This is a genomic window from Arsenicicoccus sp. oral taxon 190, assembly GCF_001189535.1.
Classification (GTDB): Bacteria; Actinomycetota; Actinomycetes; order Actinomycetales; family Dermatophilaceae; genus Arsenicicoccus.
On record NZ_CP012070.1, the window covers coordinates 2,431,650 to 2,449,817 of the forward strand.

General features: G+C 74.2%; 20 protein-coding genes. 15 read left to right on the forward strand and 5 right to left on the reverse strand.

The features are described 5' to 3' along the window. Positions 1-13: 13 nt before the first annotated feature. The 10 genes from ADJ73_RS11240 (at position 14) to ADJ73_RS11285 (ending at position 9,139) form a co-directional block, all read left to right on the forward strand. Positions 14-643 (forward strand): HAD-IA family hydrolase, encoded by a 630-nt coding sequence (locus ADJ73_RS11240; RefSeq protein WP_172669723.1) that lies wholly within the window; start codon positions 14-16, stop codon positions 641-643. A 46-nt stretch (positions 644-689) separates the two neighbouring features. After that, the gene (def, locus tag ADJ73_RS11245; protein ID WP_050348336.1) at positions 690-1,253 is read left to right on the forward strand and encodes a peptide deformylase; all 564 of its coding nucleotides are present in this window, start codon (positions 690-692) and stop codon (positions 1,251-1,253) included. Positions 1,254-1,261: 8 nt separating this feature from the next. Continuing rightward, complete coding sequence (gene fmt / locus ADJ73_RS11250) at positions 1,262-2,188, forward strand: methionyl-tRNA formyltransferase (protein WP_050348337.1); 927 nt, start codon at positions 1,262-1,264, stop codon at positions 2,186-2,188. Beyond that, complete coding sequence (locus ADJ73_RS11255; protein WP_082176941.1) at positions 2,185-3,708, forward strand: RsmB/NOP family class I SAM-dependent RNA methyltransferase; 1,524 nt, start codon at positions 2,185-2,187, stop codon at positions 3,706-3,708. The genes fmt and ADJ73_RS11255 overlap by 4 nt, the downstream gene beginning before the upstream one ends. Before the next feature lie 25 nt (positions 3,709-3,733). Next, a complete protein-coding gene (rpe, locus tag ADJ73_RS11260; protein WP_050348339.1) occupies positions 3,734-4,390 on the forward strand; it encodes a ribulose-phosphate 3-epimerase in 657 nt (218 codons plus the stop codon). Between the two features lie 238 nt (positions 4,391-4,628). Next, positions 4,629-4,892, forward strand: coding sequence for a phosphoribosyl-ATP diphosphatase (locus ADJ73_RS11265; protein ID WP_050348340.1), 264 nt, complete (start codon positions 4,629-4,631; stop codon positions 4,890-4,892). A gap of 86 nt (positions 4,893-4,978) precedes the next feature. After that, positions 4,979-5,803 carry an ATP phosphoribosyltransferase gene (gene hisG / locus ADJ73_RS11270; RefSeq protein WP_367379601.1) on the forward strand — a complete coding sequence of 275 codons (825 nt, stop codon included), beginning with the start codon at positions 4,979-4,981 and terminating at the stop codon, positions 5,801-5,803. A gap of 7 nt (positions 5,804-5,810) precedes the next feature. Then, positions 5,811-6,305 carry a PH domain-containing protein gene (locus tag ADJ73_RS17720; RefSeq protein ID WP_050348342.1) on the forward strand — a complete coding sequence of 165 codons (495 nt, stop codon included), beginning with the start codon at positions 5,811-5,813 and terminating at the stop codon, positions 6,303-6,305. Between the two features lie 35 nt (positions 6,306-6,340). Continuing rightward, a complete protein-coding gene (manA, locus tag ADJ73_RS11280) occupies positions 6,341-7,543 on the forward strand; it encodes a mannose-6-phosphate isomerase, class I (RefSeq protein ID WP_050348343.1) in 1,203 nt (400 codons plus the stop codon). Positions 7,544-7,672: 129 nt separating this feature from the next. Next, complete coding sequence (locus ADJ73_RS11285; RefSeq protein WP_050348344.1) at positions 7,673-9,139, forward strand: uracil-xanthine permease family protein; 1,467 nt, start codon at positions 7,673-7,675, stop codon at positions 9,137-9,139. A gap of 1 nt (position 9,140) precedes the next feature. Here the strand turns inward: ADJ73_RS11285 and ADJ73_RS11290 are convergent, their stop codons facing one another. The 4 genes from ADJ73_RS11290 to ADJ73_RS11305 form a co-directional block, all read right to left on the reverse strand. Continuing rightward, a complete protein-coding gene (locus ADJ73_RS11290) occupies positions 9,141-10,406 on the reverse strand; it encodes an FUSC family protein (protein WP_082176942.1) in 1,266 nt (421 codons plus the stop codon). 7 nt (positions 10,407-10,413) lie between these two features. Continuing rightward, the gene (locus ADJ73_RS11295) at positions 10,414-10,992 is read right to left on the reverse strand and encodes a DUF5655 domain-containing protein (RefSeq protein ID WP_253272557.1); all 579 of its coding nucleotides are present in this window, start codon (positions 10,990-10,992) and stop codon (positions 10,414-10,416) included. A 4-nt stretch (positions 10,993-10,996) separates the two neighbouring features. After that, a complete protein-coding gene (locus ADJ73_RS11300; RefSeq protein WP_253272558.1) occupies positions 10,997-11,485 on the reverse strand; it encodes a hypothetical protein in 489 nt (162 codons plus the stop codon). 333 nt (positions 11,486-11,818) lie between these two features. Beyond that, a complete protein-coding gene (locus ADJ73_RS11305) occupies positions 11,819-13,291 on the reverse strand; it encodes an HNH endonuclease signature motif containing protein (protein ID WP_050348347.1) in 1,473 nt (490 codons plus the stop codon). 184 nt (positions 13,292-13,475) lie between these two features. Here ADJ73_RS11305 and hisF point away from each other — a divergent pair, with 184 nt between their 5' ends. Beyond that, positions 13,476-14,249, forward strand: a complete 774-nt coding sequence (gene hisF / locus ADJ73_RS11310) for an imidazole glycerol phosphate synthase subunit HisF (protein WP_050348348.1) — start codon at positions 13,476-13,478, stop codon at positions 14,247-14,249. Positions 14,250-14,286: 37 nt separating this feature from the next. Here the strand turns inward: hisF and ADJ73_RS11315 are convergent, their stop codons facing one another. After that, positions 14,287-14,925, reverse strand: coding sequence for a TIGR03085 family metal-binding protein (locus tag ADJ73_RS11315; RefSeq protein WP_050348349.1), 639 nt, complete (start codon positions 14,923-14,925; stop codon positions 14,287-14,289). Positions 14,926-14,985: 60 nt separating this feature from the next. Between ADJ73_RS11315 and ADJ73_RS11320 the strand changes: the two genes are divergently transcribed. The 4 genes from ADJ73_RS11320 to ADJ73_RS11335 are packed head-to-tail and all read left to right on the forward strand — an operon-like array spanning position 14,986 to position 18,126. Beyond that, positions 14,986-15,522, forward strand: a complete 537-nt coding sequence (locus tag ADJ73_RS11320; RefSeq protein ID WP_050348350.1) for an FBP domain-containing protein — start codon at positions 14,986-14,988, stop codon at positions 15,520-15,522. 59 nt (positions 15,523-15,581) lie between these two features. Then, a complete protein-coding gene (hisI, locus tag ADJ73_RS11325; protein ID WP_082176943.1) occupies positions 15,582-15,962 on the forward strand; it encodes a phosphoribosyl-AMP cyclohydrolase in 381 nt (126 codons plus the stop codon). Beyond that, complete coding sequence (locus tag ADJ73_RS11330) at positions 15,959-17,494, forward strand: anthranilate synthase component I (protein WP_156188214.1); 1,536 nt, start codon at positions 15,959-15,961, stop codon at positions 17,492-17,494. The genes hisI and ADJ73_RS11330 overlap by 4 nt, the downstream gene beginning before the upstream one ends. Further along, the gene (locus tag ADJ73_RS11335) at positions 17,491-18,126 is read left to right on the forward strand and encodes a Trp biosynthesis-associated membrane protein (RefSeq protein ID WP_082176944.1); all 636 of its coding nucleotides are present in this window, start codon (positions 17,491-17,493) and stop codon (positions 18,124-18,126) included. Before ADJ73_RS11330 ends, ADJ73_RS11335 begins: the two co-directional genes overlap by 4 nt. Positions 18,127-18,168 lie beyond the last annotated feature (42 nt).

Consider the following 18,168-nt stretch of genomic DNA (forward strand, 5'->3'; position numbering starts at 1 on the left):
CAGGATGGGCCAGGTGACGCGACACACGACGGCCATGGTCTTCGACCTCGGACAGGTCCTCATCGCGTGGGACCCGCTGCCCGCTGTGGCTGCCGGGGTGGGCGAGCAGCGGGCGCGCGCCTTCCTGCAGGCCGACGACTTCAGCTTCCACGACTGGAACCTCACCCTCGACAAGGGCGTCCCCGTCGCCGAGGCGGAGGAGCAGGCCATCGAGCGAGCACCGCACTTCGCCGACGAGATCCGTTCCTACGCAGCAAACTTCGACAAGTCCCTGACCCACCAGATCAACGGGTCGGTGCAGCTGCTGCGGGAGCTCTACGACGCGAAGGTGCCGCTCTTCGCCCTCACCAACTGGTCCAGCGAGCTGTTCGAGCGCTACGCCCGGCCGCGGTTCGCGTTCCTGGCCGGGTTCCTCGACATCGTGGTGTCCGGGGCGGAGGGCGTGATCAAGCCCGACCCGGCGATCTTCCACGTGCTGGAGCAGCGCATGGGCATCCCGCTGACGCAGTGCTGCTTCACCGACGACAACCCCCGCAACGTCCTGGCCGGGCAGGCCTGCGGCCTGGAGGCGGTCCGCTTTACCGGCCCCGAGCAGCTGCGGCGTGACCTGGTCGCCCGTGGAGCACCCCTGCGCCCCGCGTAGACTGGCCCGGCCCACCCCAGCCCAGACCCGCGAGGACCGCCCCACCGTGTCAGTCATGGACATCCGCCTCTTCGGCGACCCGGTCCTGCGCACCCCGGCCGCGCCCGTCACCGACTTCGACGCGGAGCTGCGGGCGCTGGTGCGCGACCTGACCGACACCATGATCGACGCCCCTGGCGCCGGCCTCGCCGCCCCCCAGCTGGGGGTCAGCCTGCGGGTCTTCACCTACCACGTCGACGGGGTCCTCGGTCACCTCGTCAACCCGTCCCTGGACCTGTCCGAGGAGCAGCAAGAGGGCGCCGAGGGGTGCCTGTCGATCCCCGGCGTGCAGCTGCCCACGCGGCGGGCGATGCGCGTCGTCGCGACCGGCCAGGACATGCACGGCGAGCCAGTCCGCCTCGAGGGGTCCGAGCTGCTGGCCCGCTGCGTGCAGCACGAGACCGACCACCTGGACGGGGTGCTCTTCATCGACCGTCTCGACCCCGAGCAGCGGCGCCTCGCGATGCGCGCCATCCGGGAGGCCGAGTGGGCCGACGCCCCCGCGCCGACCGTCAAGACCAGCCCCCACCGCCAGGGCCCGCCCACCGGACAGTCAGCCTTCGGGCTCTAGGAGCTGCCATGCGCGTCGTCTTCGCCGGCACCCCGGCCGTCGCCGTCCCCAGTCTCGAGGCCCTCATCGGGTCCTCCCACGACGTCGTCGCCGTGCTGACCCGACCCGACGCCCGGGCCGGGCGCGGCCGGTCGCTCGCCGCGTCGCCGGTCAAGCAGCGGGCCCTCGCCGAGGGCATCCCGGTGCTCACCCCCACGTCGCTGCGGGACGCCGAGGCGCAGGACGCGCTGCGGGAGCTGGCGCCGGACTGCTGCCCGGTCGTCGCCTACGGCACCCTCGTGCCCCGCGACGCCCTGCGGATCCCGGCCCACGGGTGGGTCAACCTGCACTTCTCGCTGCTGCCGGCCTGGCGCGGAGCCGCTCCCGTGCAGCGCGCCATCATGGCCGGCGATGAGATCACCGGCGCGACGACCTTCCTGCTGGAGGAGGGCCTGGACACCGGCCCGGTGCTCGGCCGGATGACCGAGACGATCCGGCCGCAGGACACCAGCGGCGAGCTGCTGGACCGCCTCGCCGTCGCCGGGTCCGGGCTGCTCGTCGAGACCCTCGACGCGATCGAGAGCGGCGAGATCGAGGCGGTGCCGCAGCGGCACGACGGGATCTCCCAGGCGCCCAAGCTCACCGCTGCCGATGCCGAGGTCGACTGGTCCCGCCCGGCCTTCGCCGTGGACCGCCAGGTCCGCGGGTGCACCCCCGACCCGGGTGCCTGGACGGTCTTCCGCGGCGAACGCCTCGGCCTCGGCCCGGTCCACCTCGACTCACGCCCCGACCTGGCCCCCGGGGAGATCGAGGCCGGCAAGCGCGACGTCGCGGTCGGCACCGGCACCGTCGCCGTCCGCCTGACGACCGTGCGGCCCCAGGGCAAGCGCGAGATGGCCGCGGCCGACTGGGCCCGCGGCGTGCGGATCACCGACCAGGACGTGATGGGCGCATGACCGGACGGCAACCCGACGGCCCTGGCCGCGCCGGCAGTCCCGGCAGCCCGGGCAGCCCGGGCAGCCCCGGCCGGCGTGGACCCCGCGCCCGCAGCGCGCAGCGACCCTCGGAGCGCTCGCGGTCAGGTGACCCGGCGCGCCTCGCCGCCTACACCGTGCTGCGCTCGGTCGACGACGGCGGCTACGCCAACCTCGAGCTGCCCGCGGTGCTGCGCGCCCACGGCCTGCACGGCCGGGACGCGGCGTTCGCGACCGAGCTCACGTATGGCGCCCTGCGCTGGCGCGGCCTCTACGACCCCGTCGTGGCCGACGCGTCCGGACGGGCCGTCACCGCGATCGACCCGCCGGTCCTGGACACGCTGCGGCTCGGCGCGCACCAGCTGCTCGCGATGCGGGTGCCCACGCACGCCGCCGTCGCCGAGACCGTCGGCCTCGCCCGGCAGGTCAACGGCGCCGGCGCCGCCGGTTTCGTCAACGCCGTGCTGCGGCGCGTCAGCGAGCGCAGCCGCGAGGAGTGGCTCGAGCGCGTGGTCCCCACCGGCGACCACCTCGAGGCCCTCGCCGTCGAGCACTCCCACCCCGAGTGGATCGTGCGGGCGCTGCGGACGGCCCTGCTCGGCCACGGCGTCGCCACCGCCGAGACGGTCGACGCCGAGCTGGAGGCGCTGCTGCGCGCCGACAACGACCCGGCCGAGGTCACCCTGGTCGCCCGGCCCGGGCTCGTGACCGTCGACGAGCTGGTGGCGCTCGGCGCCCGGCCGGCCCCGGTCTCCCCGGTCGGTGCGGTGCTGCCCGCCGGCGACCCGGGCTCCCTCGCTCCGGTGCGCGACGGTCGCGCCGCGGTGCAGGACGAGGGGTCCCAGCTCTTGGCGCTGGCGCTCGCGGCCGTGCCGGTCGAGGGCGACGACTACGACGAGGAGTGGCTCGACCTGTGCGCCGGGCCGGGAGGCAAGGCGGGGCTGCTCGCGGCGCTGTCCCTGGACCGGGCCTACCTGACCGCCAACGAGATCAGCCCGCACCGCGCCGACCTGGTCCGCAAGGGGCTGCGCGCCGCCGTCGCCGCCGGAGCCCGGGTCGAGGTGCGGGTGGCCGACGGCCGGGAGGTCGGGCTCGACGAGCCGGGCCGCTACGACCGCGTCCTCGTCGACGCGCCGTGCACCGGGCTCGGCGCGCTGCGCCGCCGCCCCGACGCCCGGTGGCGCCGCACCCCCGCCGACCTCGCCGCCCTGACCAGCCTGCAGCGCGAGCTGCTGGGGTCCGCGCTGGACGCCACCCGCCCCGGCGGGGTCGTCGGCTACGCCACCTGCAGCCCCCACGCCACCGAGACGGTCTACGCCGTCGCCTACGTGCTGCGGGACCGCGACGACGTGGAGGTCCTGGACGCCCAGGCCGTGCTGCGGGAGGTCGCGCCGGGCATCGAGCTGGCGGGGGAGGGCCCGCACGCCCAGCTGTGGCCGCACCGCAACGCCACCGACGGGATGTTCCTGGCGCTGCTGCGCAAGCGGCCCGCCGACGGCTGAGAGCGACCCGGATAGGGTGGCCTGCGTGCAGATCTCGCCCAGCATCCTGTCCGCGGACTTCGCCAACCTGCAGTCCGAGCTCGACCGCATCAGCAACGCCGACTGGGCGCACGTGGACGTCATGGACGCCCACTTCGTGCCCAACCTGACGCTGGGGCTCCCGGTGGTCGAGGCGCTGGCGCGGGTGAGCCCGATCCCGCTCGACTGCCACCTGATGATCGAGGACCCGGACCGCTGGGCGCCGGAGTACGTCGAGGCGGGCGCCGGGTCGGCGACCTTCCACGTCGAGGCGGCCCGCGACCCGCGGGCGCTGGCCCGGGCGCTGCGGGCCGCGGGGGGCCGGGCGGGCATGGCCCTCAAGCCGGGGACGCCGTGGGCGCCATACGCGGAGCTGTTGCCGGACCTGGACATGGTGCTGGTCATGACGGTGGAGCCCGGCTTCGGGGGGCAGCGGTTCATGGCCGACCAGATGCCCAAGGTGCGCGAGGTCCGCGAGGCGGTGCGTCGGCACGGCGGCGAGGTGTGGATCCAGGTCGACGGAGGGGTCTCGGCGAGCACCATCGAGCAGTGCGCAGAGGCCGGCGCCGACGTGTTCGTGGCGGGCTCCGCGGTCTACGGCGCCGAGGACGCCGCCGCGGCGGTCACCGAGCTGCGCGACCTGGTCCGGGGCCACGGGCACTGACGGCCCGTTACGATTCATCTGTCCCTTTTCGCGACTCTGCGTACCTTTTGTTCTACGATGAGTAGACGACAGGGCGGACCAGCAAGGTGGTGACGACGTGACCAGCACGGCAGTGGAGTACCTCCGTCGAGCACCGGCGCTGGCCCGGGGGCACGAGCGCCGGACCACCTATCCCGTGGTGGTCCCGCGACACGGACGCCGTCGGACCCCGGTCACCGGGAGCCGTAGGGTGTAGGTCGTGAAGACCTTCGACCAGCTGTTCGCCGAGCTCACCGAGAAGGCCACGACGCGGCCCGCAGGCTCCAGCACCGTGGCCGAGCTCGACCAGGGCGTGCACTTCATCGGCAAGAAGATCGTCGAGGAGGCCGCCGAGGTGTGGATGGCTGCCGAGCACGAGGGGCACGAGCGCACGGCCGAGGAGATCAGCCAGCTGCTCTACCACCTGCAGGTCCTCATGGTCGCCCGTGGCATCGGCCTGGACGACGTCTACACGCACCTGTGACCTCTCCCGCCACCTCACGGAGCCTGCCGCCCATGCTGCGAGTTGCCATCCCCAACAAGGGATCTCTGTCCGAGCCTGCCTCCGCGATGATGAAGGAGGCGGGCTACGCGCAGCGCCGCGACACCAAGGAGCTGGTGCTGACCGACGTCGACAACGGCGTCGAGTTCTTCTACCTGCGCCCGCGCGACGTCGCCGTCTACGTCGGCGCCGGCACCGTCGACCTCGGCATCACCGGCCGCGACCTGCTGCTCGACTCCGGGTCGACGGCGGAGGAGGTGCTCTCGCTGGGGTTCGGCGGCTCGACCTTCCGGTACGCGGCGCCCGCCGGCAGCATGCAGTCCGTCGCCGACATCCACGGCCGTCGCGTCGCGACGTCGTATGCCGGCCTCGTGGGTCACCACCTGCACGACCGGGGCATCGAGGCCGAGGTGGTCCGGCTGGACGGTGCCGTGGAGACCGCCGTCACGCTGGGCGTCGCGGACCTCATCGCCGACGTCGTCGAGACCGGCACCACCTTGCGCAACGCGGGCCTGGAGGTCTTCGGGGAGCCGATCCTGCGCAGCGAGGCGGTGCTGATCCGGCGCACGCAGCCGTCGGCGGCGGCCGACGCCTCCGACGGTGCCGTGGCCGACGACGCCGCGGTCGACACCCTGTGCCGCCGGCTGCACGGCGTGCTCGTGGCGCGCCGCTACGTCCTGGTGGACTACGACTGCCCGGCCGAGCTGGTCGAGCAGGCCGTGGCGGTGACCCCGGGCCTGGAGTCCCCGACGGTGTCGCCGCTGCGCGACCCCGCGTGGGTGGCCGTGCGCTCGATGGTGCCCCGCCGCAGCACCAACGCCGTCATGGACGAGCTCTACCGCATCGGCGCCCGCGCGATCCTCGTCACCGACATCGCCGCCTGTCGTCTCTGAGGCTGCCGTGCCCGGACTCGAGAGCCGCGCCCCGGCGCCCTACGACCCCTTCCGACCGCGCCGCGGGCGGGCCGTCGCGCTGACCGGCGGGGTGCTCTCGCTGCTGCTGTTCTGCGTGCTGGCGGCGCTGATGCCGGGCGGGCCGCGCGGCTTCGGCGTGATGGACCGGCTGCTGCTGCTCGGGTGCGGGGTCGCGATCGCGGCGCTGCTGGCCCGTTACGCGGCGATCCGGGCGGACGTCGACGAGGACGGCCTGGTGGTCCGCAACCTCGTCGTGAGGCGGCACATCGGGTGGCGCGAGATCGACGAGGTGAGGTTCGGTCACGGAGACCCCTGGGTGTCGCTGCTGCTGCACGACACCGAGGAGGTGGCGGTCATGGCGATCCAGCGGGCGGACGGGCTGACCTCCCGGGCCGAGGCCGCCCGGCTGGCCGCGCTGGTGGCGGCTCACCAGGACGACCCGGACCGGCCGGACGAGCCCGGCGGAGGTTCGGCCGACTAGCGGCAGCCGGGCCCGCCGGTGGCTAGAGTGGTGCGGTGGACCGTCTCGAAGCCGTCGTGCAGCCCTACGACTGGGGTTCTCGCTACATCCTCGCGGAGCTGCAGGGCCGACCCACCCCATCCCCTGGACCCGAGGCCGAGCTGTGGATCGGCGCCCACCCCGGCGCCCCCGCGATCCTCGAGCGCGAGGAGGGCCTGACCACCCTGCAGCGGGTGATCGCGGGCGACCCCGAGGGTGAGCTCGGCCGAGGGTGCCAGGAGCGCTTCGGCGGCCGACTTCCCTTCCTGCTCAAGGTGCTCGCCGTCGAGAAGGCCCTGTCCATCCAGGTCCACCCCGACCGGGAGCAGGCGCAGGAGGGGTACACCCGCGAGGAGGCGGCCGGCCTGCCGCTGCGCGACCCGCACCGCAACTACAAGGACGACTGGCCCAAGCCCGAGGTGGTCCTCGCGCTCACCGAGTTCGAGGCGCTCGCCGGGTTCCGCGAGCCCGAGGAGGCCGCCCGGCTGCTCGAGACCCTGGGGGTCCAGGGCCTCGACGCCGTCGTCGACACGCTGCGCAGCGGGTCCGAGCGGGCCCCGCTCGACGCACTCTCGCAGCTGCTCCACTGGCCGGCCGAGCACCGCCCGCAGCTGCTCGCGGACGTCGAGTGGCGCTGCGGCGAGCTCGCCGACGACCCCGGTGTCGCCGCCGAGGACCGCGCCACCTTCCGCGCCGCGGTCCGCGTCGCCCGCCAGCACCCCGGCGACGTGGGGCTCGTGGCGGCGCTGCTGCTGCGGCACGTCACGCTGCGCCCCGGCGAGGGGCTCTTCATGGGCGCCGGCGGGCTGCACTGCTACCTGCAGGGGACCGGCGTCGAGCTGCTCGCCAACTCCGACAACGTCGTGCGGGCCGGCCTGACCGGCAAGCACATCGACGTCGACGAGCTGCTGCGGCTCGTCGACCCGACGGTGCAGGTGCCGCGGCTGCACCTCGTCGAGGTCGCCCCCGGCGTGGCCCACCTGGAGACCCCGGCACCGGAGTTCGACCTGCTGCGGTGCACCGTCGAGGGCCGGTGCCCGCTGCCGGAGGACAACGGCCCGAGGCTCCTGCTGTGCCTCGACGGGCAGGTCGTCGTCAGCGACGCCGCCGGGCAGGAGCTCGAGCTCGGACGCGGCGACTCCTGCTACGCCTCCGCCGCCGACACCGGCCTCGTGCTCACGGGGCGCGGCGACGTCGTGGTGGCCACGTCCGGCCGCTGACGTCCGGTCGCTGACGTCGGGCCGCTGACGTCGGGCCGCTGAGGACGCGCGGCGGCGGCTGCGGCATACGGGCCGGGCATCGCTAGGATGACCCGGGCCGGACGCTCCGGCCGGCAAGGAGCACAACCCATGGCGCTGTGGACGCTGCACAACGATGGAGTCCTCGAGCCGGGAGCCGTCGTGGCCCCGCACGAGCGACTGAGCTGGGGCAAGACGATCGGGCTCGGCGCCCAGCACGTGGTGGCGATGTTCGGGGCGACCTTCGTCTTCCCGATCCTGATGGGGCTCAACCCGCAGCTCGCCGTGATGATGAGCGGCGTCGCCACCCTGCTCTTCCTGGCGATCGTGCGGGGCCGCGTGCCGAGCTACCTGGGCTCCTCGGCGTCCTTCGTGGGCGTCGCTACCGCCATCTACGCCGCCGGCGGCAAGCCCGCCCACGTGTCGGGGGCGATGCTGTGGTGCGGCGTCGCGCTCGCCGCCGTGGGCGTCGTCATCCACCTCGTCGGCGCCGGCGCGATCCACCGGACCCTGCCGCCCGTCGTCACCGGCGCGGTGGTCATGCTCATCGGCTTCAACCTCGCGCCCGTGGTCGCGCGTACCTACTGGCCGCAGGACCAGTGGGTCGCGCTCGCGGTGATGCTCGTGGTCGTGGTGCTCAACGTGGGCGTGCGCGGGTTCCTGTCGCGCGTCGCGATCTTCCTGTCGCTGGTGATCGGCTACCTGCTGTCCTGGCTGCTCGACCTGACCACGGGCCCGATCACGAGCTTCCAGCCGGGCGCCGTGACCGCGCAGAACCCCACCGGCATCGTCGAGCACCTCCGCGTCGACTGGTCCGCCGTGGCGGCGGCGCCGTGGTTCGGCTTCCCGCCGCGCACCGAGGGCACCGTCGTGGGCTGGCACCTGCCCGAGTTCTCCTGGCACTACGCCGTGCTCGCGCTGCCCATCGTCATCGCCCTGATCGCCGAGAACACCGGCCACGTCAAGGCCGTCGCCGAGATGACCGGCACCCCGCTGGACCGCGAGATGGGCAAGGCCATCGCCGCGGACGGCCTCGGCTCGATCCTCGCCACCGGTGTCGGTGCGGGGCCCACGACCACGTATGCCGAGAACATCGGCGTCATGGCGGCCACCCGCGTCTACTCCACGGCGGCCTACGTGGTCGCCGCGCTCGTCGCGATCCTCTTCGGCTTCTCCCCGAAGTTCGGCGCGATCATCTCCGCGACGCCCGGTGGCGTCCTCGGCGGCATCTGCGTCGTGCTCTACGGGATGATCGGGCTGCTCGGCGCCAAGATCTGGAAGGAGAACGGCGTCGACTTCGGCAACCCCGTCAACCTGGTGCCCGTGGCGGCCGGCATCATCATCGGCATCGGGGACACGTCGCTGCGGCTCTCCGACGGCTTCACCCTCGGCGGCATCGCCCTCGGCACCCTCGTGACCGTGCTGGTCTACCACCTGGCGCACGCCGTCGCGCCGCAGCACCTGCGGGACACGGCGGGCGGCACCAACCTCGTCCTGGACACCCCCGGCATGTATGTCGACGAGGACTACCGCGAGGACGACCCCCGGCACCGGGCCGGCTCCGGCACGCGGGGCTGAGTCACTCGGTGACGGGTGGACGGGTGTCCTTGCCGAGGTCGGTCTCCAGCACCTGGCGGATCTCGTGCTGGGCGTCCGCGAAGGACAGGCCGATGACCTGCAGCAGATCCACCACGATCGAGCGCAGCTGGGCCCGGATCACCTCGGCCGACAGCGTGGCGGCCGGGTCCGGGTCCCGGGTCAACCGGCCGATCCCGAGCAGCTCGGGCTCCAGGTCCTCCGACAGCTGCCCGGCACTGAGGGCATCCGCGATGTGGTCCACCGCGCCGGCCAGCTGGTCGATGGCGGTGGTGTAGCGGTCGGGGACGCGCTCGCCGTTCTGCAGCGCTACGGTGGCCCGCCGGATCAGCACCCGGGCGTTGCGGATGGCGCGGTCCATCGGCTCCATGAGGTGGGCGATCTCCTGCACCGCAGGACGGTGACGACGGTGGAACGGCGTCACCCGCATCACCTCGAGGCTGTCGGCCGAGTAGCCCCGCAGCGCGGTCAGGTCGCGCTCGGTGGCGCGGGCCGCGGCCAGGGCGTCCTCGCAGCCGTCGAGGTCGTCGTCGCGCAGCGCCGCGCTCGTCTCGTGGAGCAGGTCACCCAGGGCGTCCAGGATCTTGCTGGCCTGGCTGCGCGGCTTGATGAGCGACGAGCTGGGCACGACCGATGCGAAGACCAGGGCGATCACGGCCCCCAGCAGCGCCTCGAACCACCGCCCGAAGGCACCGCCCGGCGCGGCTGCCAGCAGCGCGACGATCATCCCCTGGATGCCCGCCTGGTTGGCCATCAGGGTGCCCGCGCCGAGGAGGGTCGCGATCGTCATGCCGGCCGAGACGATGAGCAGGATCTGCCAGGGGCCGATCCCGAAGAGGTGCACGAAGGACTCGCCGATGAACGCCCCCACCGCGACGCCGACGGTGATCTCGACCGCCCGCCGCAGACGCTGGCCGTAGGTCATGCCGAGGGCGACGATGGCGGCGACCGGCGCGAAGAGCGGCACGTGCACCTGGAAGACGTAGTGAGCCACCGTGTAGGCCGTCATCGCCGCCAGCGAGCACTGGGCGATGAAGAAGAGCCGCTGCCGCAGCCGGCGGCCGCTGCGCAGCGCCCCCCGACGGGTCACCCGGGCCGACGAGCGCCCCAGGTGGGCGGCGCGCTCACCCCAGCGGCTGACCCGGGTGGCGCCGGCTCGACGGTCTCCGTCGTGATCGCTGCCGTGATCGCGGCCGTGATCGCTGCCGTGGTCGCTGTCGTGGCTGGAGGACGGGGAGGGGTTGGTCACGGGATCGTCAGTTCTGCTCGTATGCCGCGCGCAGCACCGGCTCGAGCGCGCTCACCTGCTCCACGGGAGTGTCCGGCGCAAGGTGGATCCAGTGCGTGGCCTGGGCGAACCCCTTGGCCGGGCCCAGCCGGTCGTCCTGCGGCGGGTCGCTGCGGAACCTGAGCCCGACCCGCAGGGTGCCGCGCGGCCCCGGCGCCACCGCGGCGAACTGCGTGGTGCGCACCACGGGGATGTAGCTGCCGCGCCCCTGCACCTCGACGTCGTCCCCGAGGGAGGTCGCCAGCCCCACGACCGCCTCGTGGAGCGGACGCAGGTGGGACCGGGCGCCGGAGTAGAGCTCGTCGGTGAGCTGGTCGACGCTCGGTGGTTGCCAGCCCGCAGCCTCGGCCGCGGCGGACGCGATCGCCCACTGGGAGTTCTGCGGGACGCCGTGGACGTCCTTGAGCCAGCCGCGGACGGCCTTCTGGTCGAGCGGGTCGGGCCCCTCCGCGTCGACGAGGGCGACCCAATGCGCGACGCTGCGACCGGTGCGTGCCTGCATGGAGCGGGAGACCGCGTCCACCATGTCTTTCGGTTCGTTGCCCACGCCCCTAGTCTCCCGTATCCACCACCACGTCGGCGTGCAGGCGCGTGCCCTGCTCCGCGAACCACGCGGCCTCTTGCCGCGCCCACCGCTCCCAGTGCGGCCGGTAGGCGTCGCCGTCGCGCTCCAGCGCTCGCCTCCGGCGGGTCTGCGGGCCGGCGTCGAGCCAGGCGAGGGCGCTGAGCCAGGGCCGGGTGGCTGCGCCGCCGCTGCCGGCTCCCTCCAGCACGAGCCAGGGGGTGCTGGTCGGGACGTCGTGGGGCTCGGCATACGCCATCGCCTGCCAGTCGAACCGGCGGTAGCGACCGTCCTCGCCACGCGCGAGCGGCGCGAGGACGTCCTCGGCCAGGAGCGGGGCGGCGGCGGCCAGGCCGTCCCAGCCGGGATAGAGGTCATCCATCCGTATGACGGTCACGCCCGTGCCGTCGGGCCGCCGCAGCCGCTCTGCGAGACGGGTGGCCAGGGTGGTCTTGCCGGCGCCGCTGGGGCCGTCCACGGCGATGACGGTGGGGAGCCGGCGCGTGGGCCGCGGGCGGTGGCGAGCCTGACGAGCTCCTCGACCGTCTGGGGCGCGTGGTCCTGCGTGACGTCGAGGGCAGGGCCGGGGCGGCTGTCGGGTGCGGGGCTGGGCAGGCTGTCGGGCGCAGGGCCGGGGTCGGGGGAGCGGGGCGGGCGCATGAGGCGCACCCTAGCCACGCGGCTCCTGCGCAGACGTGCGAGCGCGCCGGGCAGCCTGCGGTGGCTGCTCGGGCGTCGCTCGCACGTCGAGGTGGGCCCGGCACAGGGCTCAGGCCGTCACACTCGGGTCCTCACACTCAGGCCGTCACGCTCAGGCTGTCAGGGCGTGGTCGGGAGCTGGGTGTGCGGTACGGCACGGGGGTGGCGGGTCGGGTGGCCGGTCTCCGTCGGGATGGTCCCCGTGGGGATGGTCTCCGTCGGGCCGGTCCGGTGGGCCGCCGGGGTCGGGTGGCGCGGGCCGCCAGCCGCCGGGCGCGCGCACGACGTCCCAGACGACCCGGCTGCCGTCGCTGCTCACCCGCCCGGTGATGCCCTGATGGTGCACGAACCGGTGGTGCTGGGTGCACAGCAGCGCGAGGTTGGCCACGTCGGTGGGGCCACCGTCGGCCCAGTGGACGATGTGGTGGGCCTGGGTCCACGATGCCGGGGCGCTGCACCGGGGGAAGCTGCAACCCTGGTCCCGCACCTGCAGCGCCCGCCGCTGCCGCAGCGTGGCGAGACGGGTGCTGCGGCCGACGTCGAGGGGCTGGCCGAGGTGGTCGACCCACACGGGGGTGACCTCCGCGGAGCAGGTCAGCTCGCGGGCCACGACCGGTGAGAGCACGGTCCCGAGGTCGTCCGTGGACGCGGTGGGCAGGGGACAGTCGCAGGGCTCGCCGGAGATGCCCCGCCACAGGCCGAAGGCGTCCTTGGCCCGGTGGGGGCAGGGGAGCCGCAACGCATCCATCGGCAGCACCAGCGAGGCGCGGCAGGTGGCGCCCATGGGTCCGGTGGCGCCGGTGTCGGCGGCGCGCTGGGTGAGGGTCAGGAGTGCGTCCAGCCGCCGCTGGCCCGCCGTGCGCTCGTCGCGCACCACCTCGCCGGTCGCCTCGTCGGTGCTTGACCGTGGGGCGCAGAACGCCGTGATCGCCGCGTGCAGGGCCACCTTGTCCGCGTCACCGAGGAGGCCGTGGAAGGACCACAGCCCGTCGGACGTCCGGCTGAAGGTGGACAGTCCGCGCCGCGCCTCCTGGTGGTCGCGGCAGCGCTGGTCGTCCGAGGTCGTGCCGTAGCGCGCCAGCATGCTCACCCGGAAGGCGTGCAGCTGCTGGTAGGCGTCGTCCTGCCGCGCGAGATGCGCCACCCCGCGGGCGATGTCGTCGTGGAAGGCCGGGTCCGTCGCCCCGCACAGCTCGGCCCGCAGCCGGGCGGCGAGGGAGGCGTCGGCCGGCGTGACCGACCCGTCGAGCAGCCCGGACCGCAGCTCCGCGAGGGCCGGCTCGGCGGTGTCCTCGAGGGCGCGGCGGATGGCGTTGGCGTCCTTGCGGGTCAGGCCGGTGTCGTGGTCGCAGAGCCAGTGGGCGGTGGTCGCCGAGCCGGAGTCCCACAGGACACCTCGCGACTTCGCCTCGGCGGCGCACGCGGTGACGAGGCCTCGCGCCAGCGCGAGCGCAGCGCCCGCCTGGGCGGCCAGCTCCCCGAGGTCGCCGGACTGCACGTGCACCACTCCCGTCGTCAGGGTGCCGAGCGTCGCGACGAGGCCGCTGAGGGCCTGCCGCGCGTCGTCCACCTCGACGAAGTTCATGGTCTGATTCTATGGATCAGGGGATCGAAACACCAGACCTATTCACCCCGATGCGAGGACCGTGACCCGACGGGTTCGGGCGACCCCGGAGAGCACGCGGCACACGGTCTGGCACGACGGGGTCCGGGAGTCAAGAAGGCGCAGAAACAACCCGTTCCCCGGATCACCAACTAGGATCTAGGGCGTGAGCGTCGCCATCCGTGTCATCCCGTGCCTCGACGTCGACGCCGGCCGCGTCGTCAAGGGGGTCAACTTCGACAACCTGCGCGACGCGGGCGACCCCGTCGAGCTCGCCCAGACGTATGGCGACCAGGGGGCCGACGAGCTCACCTTCCTCGACGTCACGGCGAGCTCCGGCAACCGGGAGACGACCTACGAGATGGTGCGTCACTGCGCGGAGCAGGTGTTCATCCCGCTGACCGTCGGCGGGGGAGTGCGCACCCCGGAGGACGTGGACCGGCTGCTGCGGGCCGGCGCCGACAAGGTGGGGGTCAACACCGCCGCGATCGCGCGCCCGGAGGTGATCAGCGAGATCGCCGACAGGTTCGGCAACCAGGTGCTCGTGCTCTCCGCGGACGTGCGCCGCCGACGCGACGAGCAGGGCGTGGCCACAGGGGGATTCGAGGTGACCACGCACGGCGGTCGCCGCGGCACCGGCATCGACGCTGTCGAGTGGTGCGCCCGCGCCGAGCGGCTGGGGGCGGGGGAGATCCTGCTCAACTCCATGGACGCCGACGGCACCAAGGACGGCTTCGACCTCGAGCTGATCCGGCTCGTGCGCCGGGAGGTCACGGTGCCGCTGATCGCGTCCGGGGGAGCCGGCGCGCTCGAGCAGTTCGCGCCCGCCGTCGAGGCCGGTGCCGACGCCGTGCTGGCCGCCAGCGTCTTCCACTACCGCGAGCTGACGATCGGCCAGGTCAAGGCGGCCCTGCGCGACGCCGGGCACGAGGTGCGCTGACGGGCCGGGTCCGACCGGCCGGGCCCGCAGCCCCGCGTCACAGCCCCAGCGAGGTCCTGCGGAAGGCCTCCTCGGCCTGCGGCGAGCCCTCGACCCGCACGTCGGCCGCCTCCGTGCGCCCGGACAGGTAGAGCAGCAGCTCGCCGGGGCGCCCCGTGAGCAGCACCCCCCCGTCGGCGCCCGCCTTGCGCAGCACCTGCTCGCCGTGCCCCGGGGCGTCGACGGTCACCCCGACGCGGCAGCGGCGCAGCAGCAGCCGGCCCATGGTGGCGACGAGCCGCCACAGCGCACTCTCCAGCTCGGGCGTCATCGGCACGTGCGCCGGCGGCTGCTGGGCGCGCAGCACGTCCTCGTGGTGCAGGTAGAACTCCGCCAGGTTGACCCGGGCGTCCACGGCCGGGATCCGGGTGAGCGCGTATGCCGGGGGGCCGAACCGCACCAGGTCGACGAGCTCGGGCCAGGGGCGGGCGGCATACGACTGCTGCACCCGCTCGGTGTAGCCGGCCAGCGGCTTGACCATGATGCCGGCGGCGGCGTCGGGACGGCGGTCGCGCGTGGCGAGGTGGGCGGCGAGGTCGCGCGTCGTCCATCCCTCGGCGAGGGTGGGGGCGTCGGGGCCGACCCGGTCGAAGAGGTCGGACAGGGCCTGGCGCTGGGCGTGGGCGAGCGAGGTCATGAGCCCATCCTGGCACCCGAAGCGTTCGCCGGGGCGGGTGAGGTGTGCTGCACTCGATCCATGCGTGCCCTCACCGAGCCGGAGATCCGTGCGGCCTTCGTCAATGCCTCTCGCCGGGAGGCCGCGCAGGCGGTGCTGCCGGACCTGGACGCGATGGAGTGGTCGGCCCTCGAGGTGCTCGGGTGGCGCGACCCGAAGCGGCCGCTGCTCGCCTACGTCGTGCTCGTGGGCGACGTCGGCGACGAGGACGACGAGGGGGCGGCCCGGGCGGTCCTGCTGCGCCCCGCCGCGGAGTCCGCCGGCGCGCCCCGGCGCCGCAAGGTCTGCTCCTGGTGCCAGGACATCACCGAGACCGAGGACGTGACCATGTATGTCGCCCGCCGCGCCGGCGCCGCAGGCCGCGCGGGCAGCACCGTCGGGACGCTGATCTGCACCGACTTCTCGTGCTCGCGCAACGTGCGCCGCGCGCCCACCCCGATGGAGGTGGGCGCGGCGTCGGCGCAGGACCGGGCCTGGTGGACCCAGCAGCGGGTCGACGAGCTGCGGCTGCGTTCCCTGGCCTTCCTCGGGCACGTGCTGGCGGGGGACGAGGGCTGATCCGAGCACGCCTGAGACGGCGGGACCCAGCACCCCGGTGGCCTTGGCACAATGACCCGGTGACCCCCGACGACGGCATACGGCCTCCCGCCCTGGACCCGAGCATCGCGAGCCGCCTCAAGCGCGACGACCACGGACTGGTCGCGGCGGTGGTGCAGCAGCACGACACCGGCGATGTGCTCATGGTCGGTTGGATGGACGACGAGGCGCTGCGTCGGACCCTCACCGAGGGGCGGGTGACGTTCTGGAGCCGCAGCCGGCAGGAGTACTGGCGCAAGGGCGACACCTCCGGCCACGCGCAGTGGGTCAAGGGCGTCGCGATCGACTGCGACGGCGATGCCCTGCTGGTGCGCGTCGACCAGGTCGGCGCGGCCTGCCACACCGGGGAGCGCACCTGCTTCTTCACGGACCTGGCTGCGGTAGAAGGGAGCCCGCAGTGAGCGAGCACATCCCCGAGCTGGGCTTCGGGGTCACCTGGCCCGGCCTGGACACCTTCCGCGAGCTCGCCAGGGACCGGCGGGTCATCCCGGTCGTGCGGCGGCTGCTGGCGGACGCCGAGACCCCTGTCTCGGTCTACCGCAAGCTCGCCCAGGACCGCCCCGGGACCTTCCTCTTCGAGTCCGCCGAGCACGGCGGCGTGTGGTCGCGCTACTCGATCGTCGGCGCCCGCAGCCTCGCCACCCTCACCGAGCGCGACGGCGAGGCCACCTGGCTCGGCGAGGCGCCCGCCGGGATCCCCACGGCCGGCAACCCGGTCGAGGTGCTGCGCGACACCGTCGCCGCGCTCGGCACCACCGCGATCGAGGGCCTGCCGCCGCTGACCGGCGGCATGGTCGGCTTCGTCGGCTACGACGCGGTCCGGCGCTGGGAGCGGGTCCCCGACCACGCCGAGGACCTGCTGCAGCTGCCCGAGCTCGCGATGATGCTCGCCACCGACCTGGCGGTCATCGACCACGCCGACGGCTCGATCCTGCTGGTCGCCAACGCCATCAACATCGACGACACCGACGAGCGGGTCGACGAGGCGCACGCCGATGCCGTCGCCCGCCTTGACCAGATGGTGCGCGACCTCGGCGCCCCTGCCCCCTCCACCGTCGCCGTGGTCGAGCCGCGGACGCCGGAGGCCACCAGCACCATGACCCCCGAGGACTTCCGGGCCATGGTCGAGGAGGGCAAGGAGGCGATCCGCGCCGGCGAGGTCTTCCAGGTCGTGCTGGCGCAGCGCTGGAGCGTGCCCTGCCCCGCCGACGCCCTCGACGTCTACCGCGTGCTGCGGGCCTCCAACCCCAGCCCCTACATGTACCTCCTGCGCTGCCCCGACCCCGACGGCGGCAGCTACGACATCGTCGGGTCCAGCCCGGAGGCGCTGGTCAAGGTCACGGGCCGCCGCGTCATCACCCACCCCATCGCCGGGTCCCGGCCCCGCGGCGCCACCCCCGAGGAGGACGTCGCCCTCGAGAAGGACCTGCTCGCCGACCCCAAGGAACGCTCCGAGCACGTCATGCTCGTCGACCTGTCCCGCAACGACCTGCAGCGCGTCTGCGACGCCGGGACCGTCGACACGGTGGAGTTCATGACGATCCGGCGATACAGCCACATCATGCACATCGAGAGCACCGTGGTGGGTCACCTCCGCGACGGTCGGAGCGCGTATGACGTGCTCGCCGCCACCTTCCCCGCCGGGACGCTGTCGGGCGCCCCGAAGCCTCGCGCGCTGTCGCTGATCGACGAGCTCGAGCCCAGCCGCCGCGGCCTCTACGGCGGTGTCGTGGGCTACCTCGACTTCCACGGCGACCTCGACATGGCCATCGCGATCCGGACCGCCCTGATCCGCGACGGCGTCGCCCACGTGCAGGCCGGCGGCGGGATCGTCGCCGACTCCGTGCCCGAGCTGGAGCTGCAGGAGTCGCGCAACAAGGCGGCCGCCGCGCTGCGGGCCGTCGCCGCCGCGAGCGGGCTGCGGGCGCCGTGAGCGGGCGACCCCGGGAGGCGGCGGGCGCCCCCGCCGCAGGCGGGCGGCATACGGCCCGGGTGGTGCTGCTGCCGGCGCTCCTCGGCGCCGGTGCCGTCCTCGGCCTCGTCACCCAGGCCTGGGCCACGGGCCGGTCGCCCGACGCGCTCGTCCCCGGCTCGGCCATGTCGGCCACCGGCTCGACCCTCGTCCCGCTCGCGGGTGCCCTCACCCTCGTGGCCGCCGCCGCCGCGATCGTCGCCGTGACCGGAGGGCGGGTGGTGAGGTTCGTGGCCGCAGCCGTCCTGCTGCTCGCGGGGCTCGGGTGCGCCGCGGCAGTGGGGTGGTTCCTCGCGGACCCGGCCACCCCGCTCGCCGACGACCTCGCCGCCCGGTCCGGGCGCAGCTCGCCGCCCACCGTCACCGCCACGGCGACCTGGGCCGCCTGGGCGGCGCTCGCCGCGAGCCTCGCGCCGGTCGCCGCGGGCGTCCTGGCACTGCGCCACGCCGGGGAGACGCGCGGGCTGTCCCCGAGGTACGACGCCCCCGTGAGCGACCCGACAGCGCGGGAGACACCACGCCGGGAGTCCCTGTGGGATCGTGTCAGCAACGAGCAGGCGGACGACGAGGAGCCCCCGCGCGGTGCCCGCTGACACCCTGACCTGACACAATGACCGCAAGCACGTCCGCCCGAC

What these genes read in the sequence shown, in the direction of transcription:
- fmt (WP_050348337.1), top strand. Translation starts at nt 1,262, where the DNA reads ATGCGCGTCGTCTTCGCCGGCACCCCGGCCGTCGCCGTCCCCAGTCTC.
- ADJ73_RS11255 (WP_082176941.1), top strand. Translation starts at nt 2,185, where the DNA reads ATGACCGGACGGCAACCCGACGGCCCTGGCCGCGCCGGCAGTCCCGGC.
- hisG (WP_367379601.1), top strand. Translation starts at nt 4,979, where the DNA reads ATGATGAAGGAGGCGGGCTACGCGCAGCGCCGCGACACCAAGGAGCTG.
- ADJ73_RS11285 (WP_050348344.1), top strand. Translation starts at nt 7,673, where the DNA reads ATGGCGCTGTGGACGCTGCACAACGATGGAGTCCTCGAGCCGGGAGCC.
- ADJ73_RS11305 (WP_050348347.1), bottom strand. Translation starts at nt 13,291, where the DNA reads ATGAACTTCGTCGAGGTGGACGACGCGCGGCAGGCCCTCAGCGGCCTC.
- ADJ73_RS11315 (WP_050348349.1), bottom strand. Translation starts at nt 14,925, where the DNA reads ATGACCTCGCTCGCCCACGCCCAGCGCCAGGCCCTGTCCGACCTCTTC.
- ADJ73_RS11320 (WP_050348350.1), top strand. Translation starts at nt 14,986, where the DNA reads ATGCGTGCCCTCACCGAGCCGGAGATCCGTGCGGCCTTCGTCAATGCC.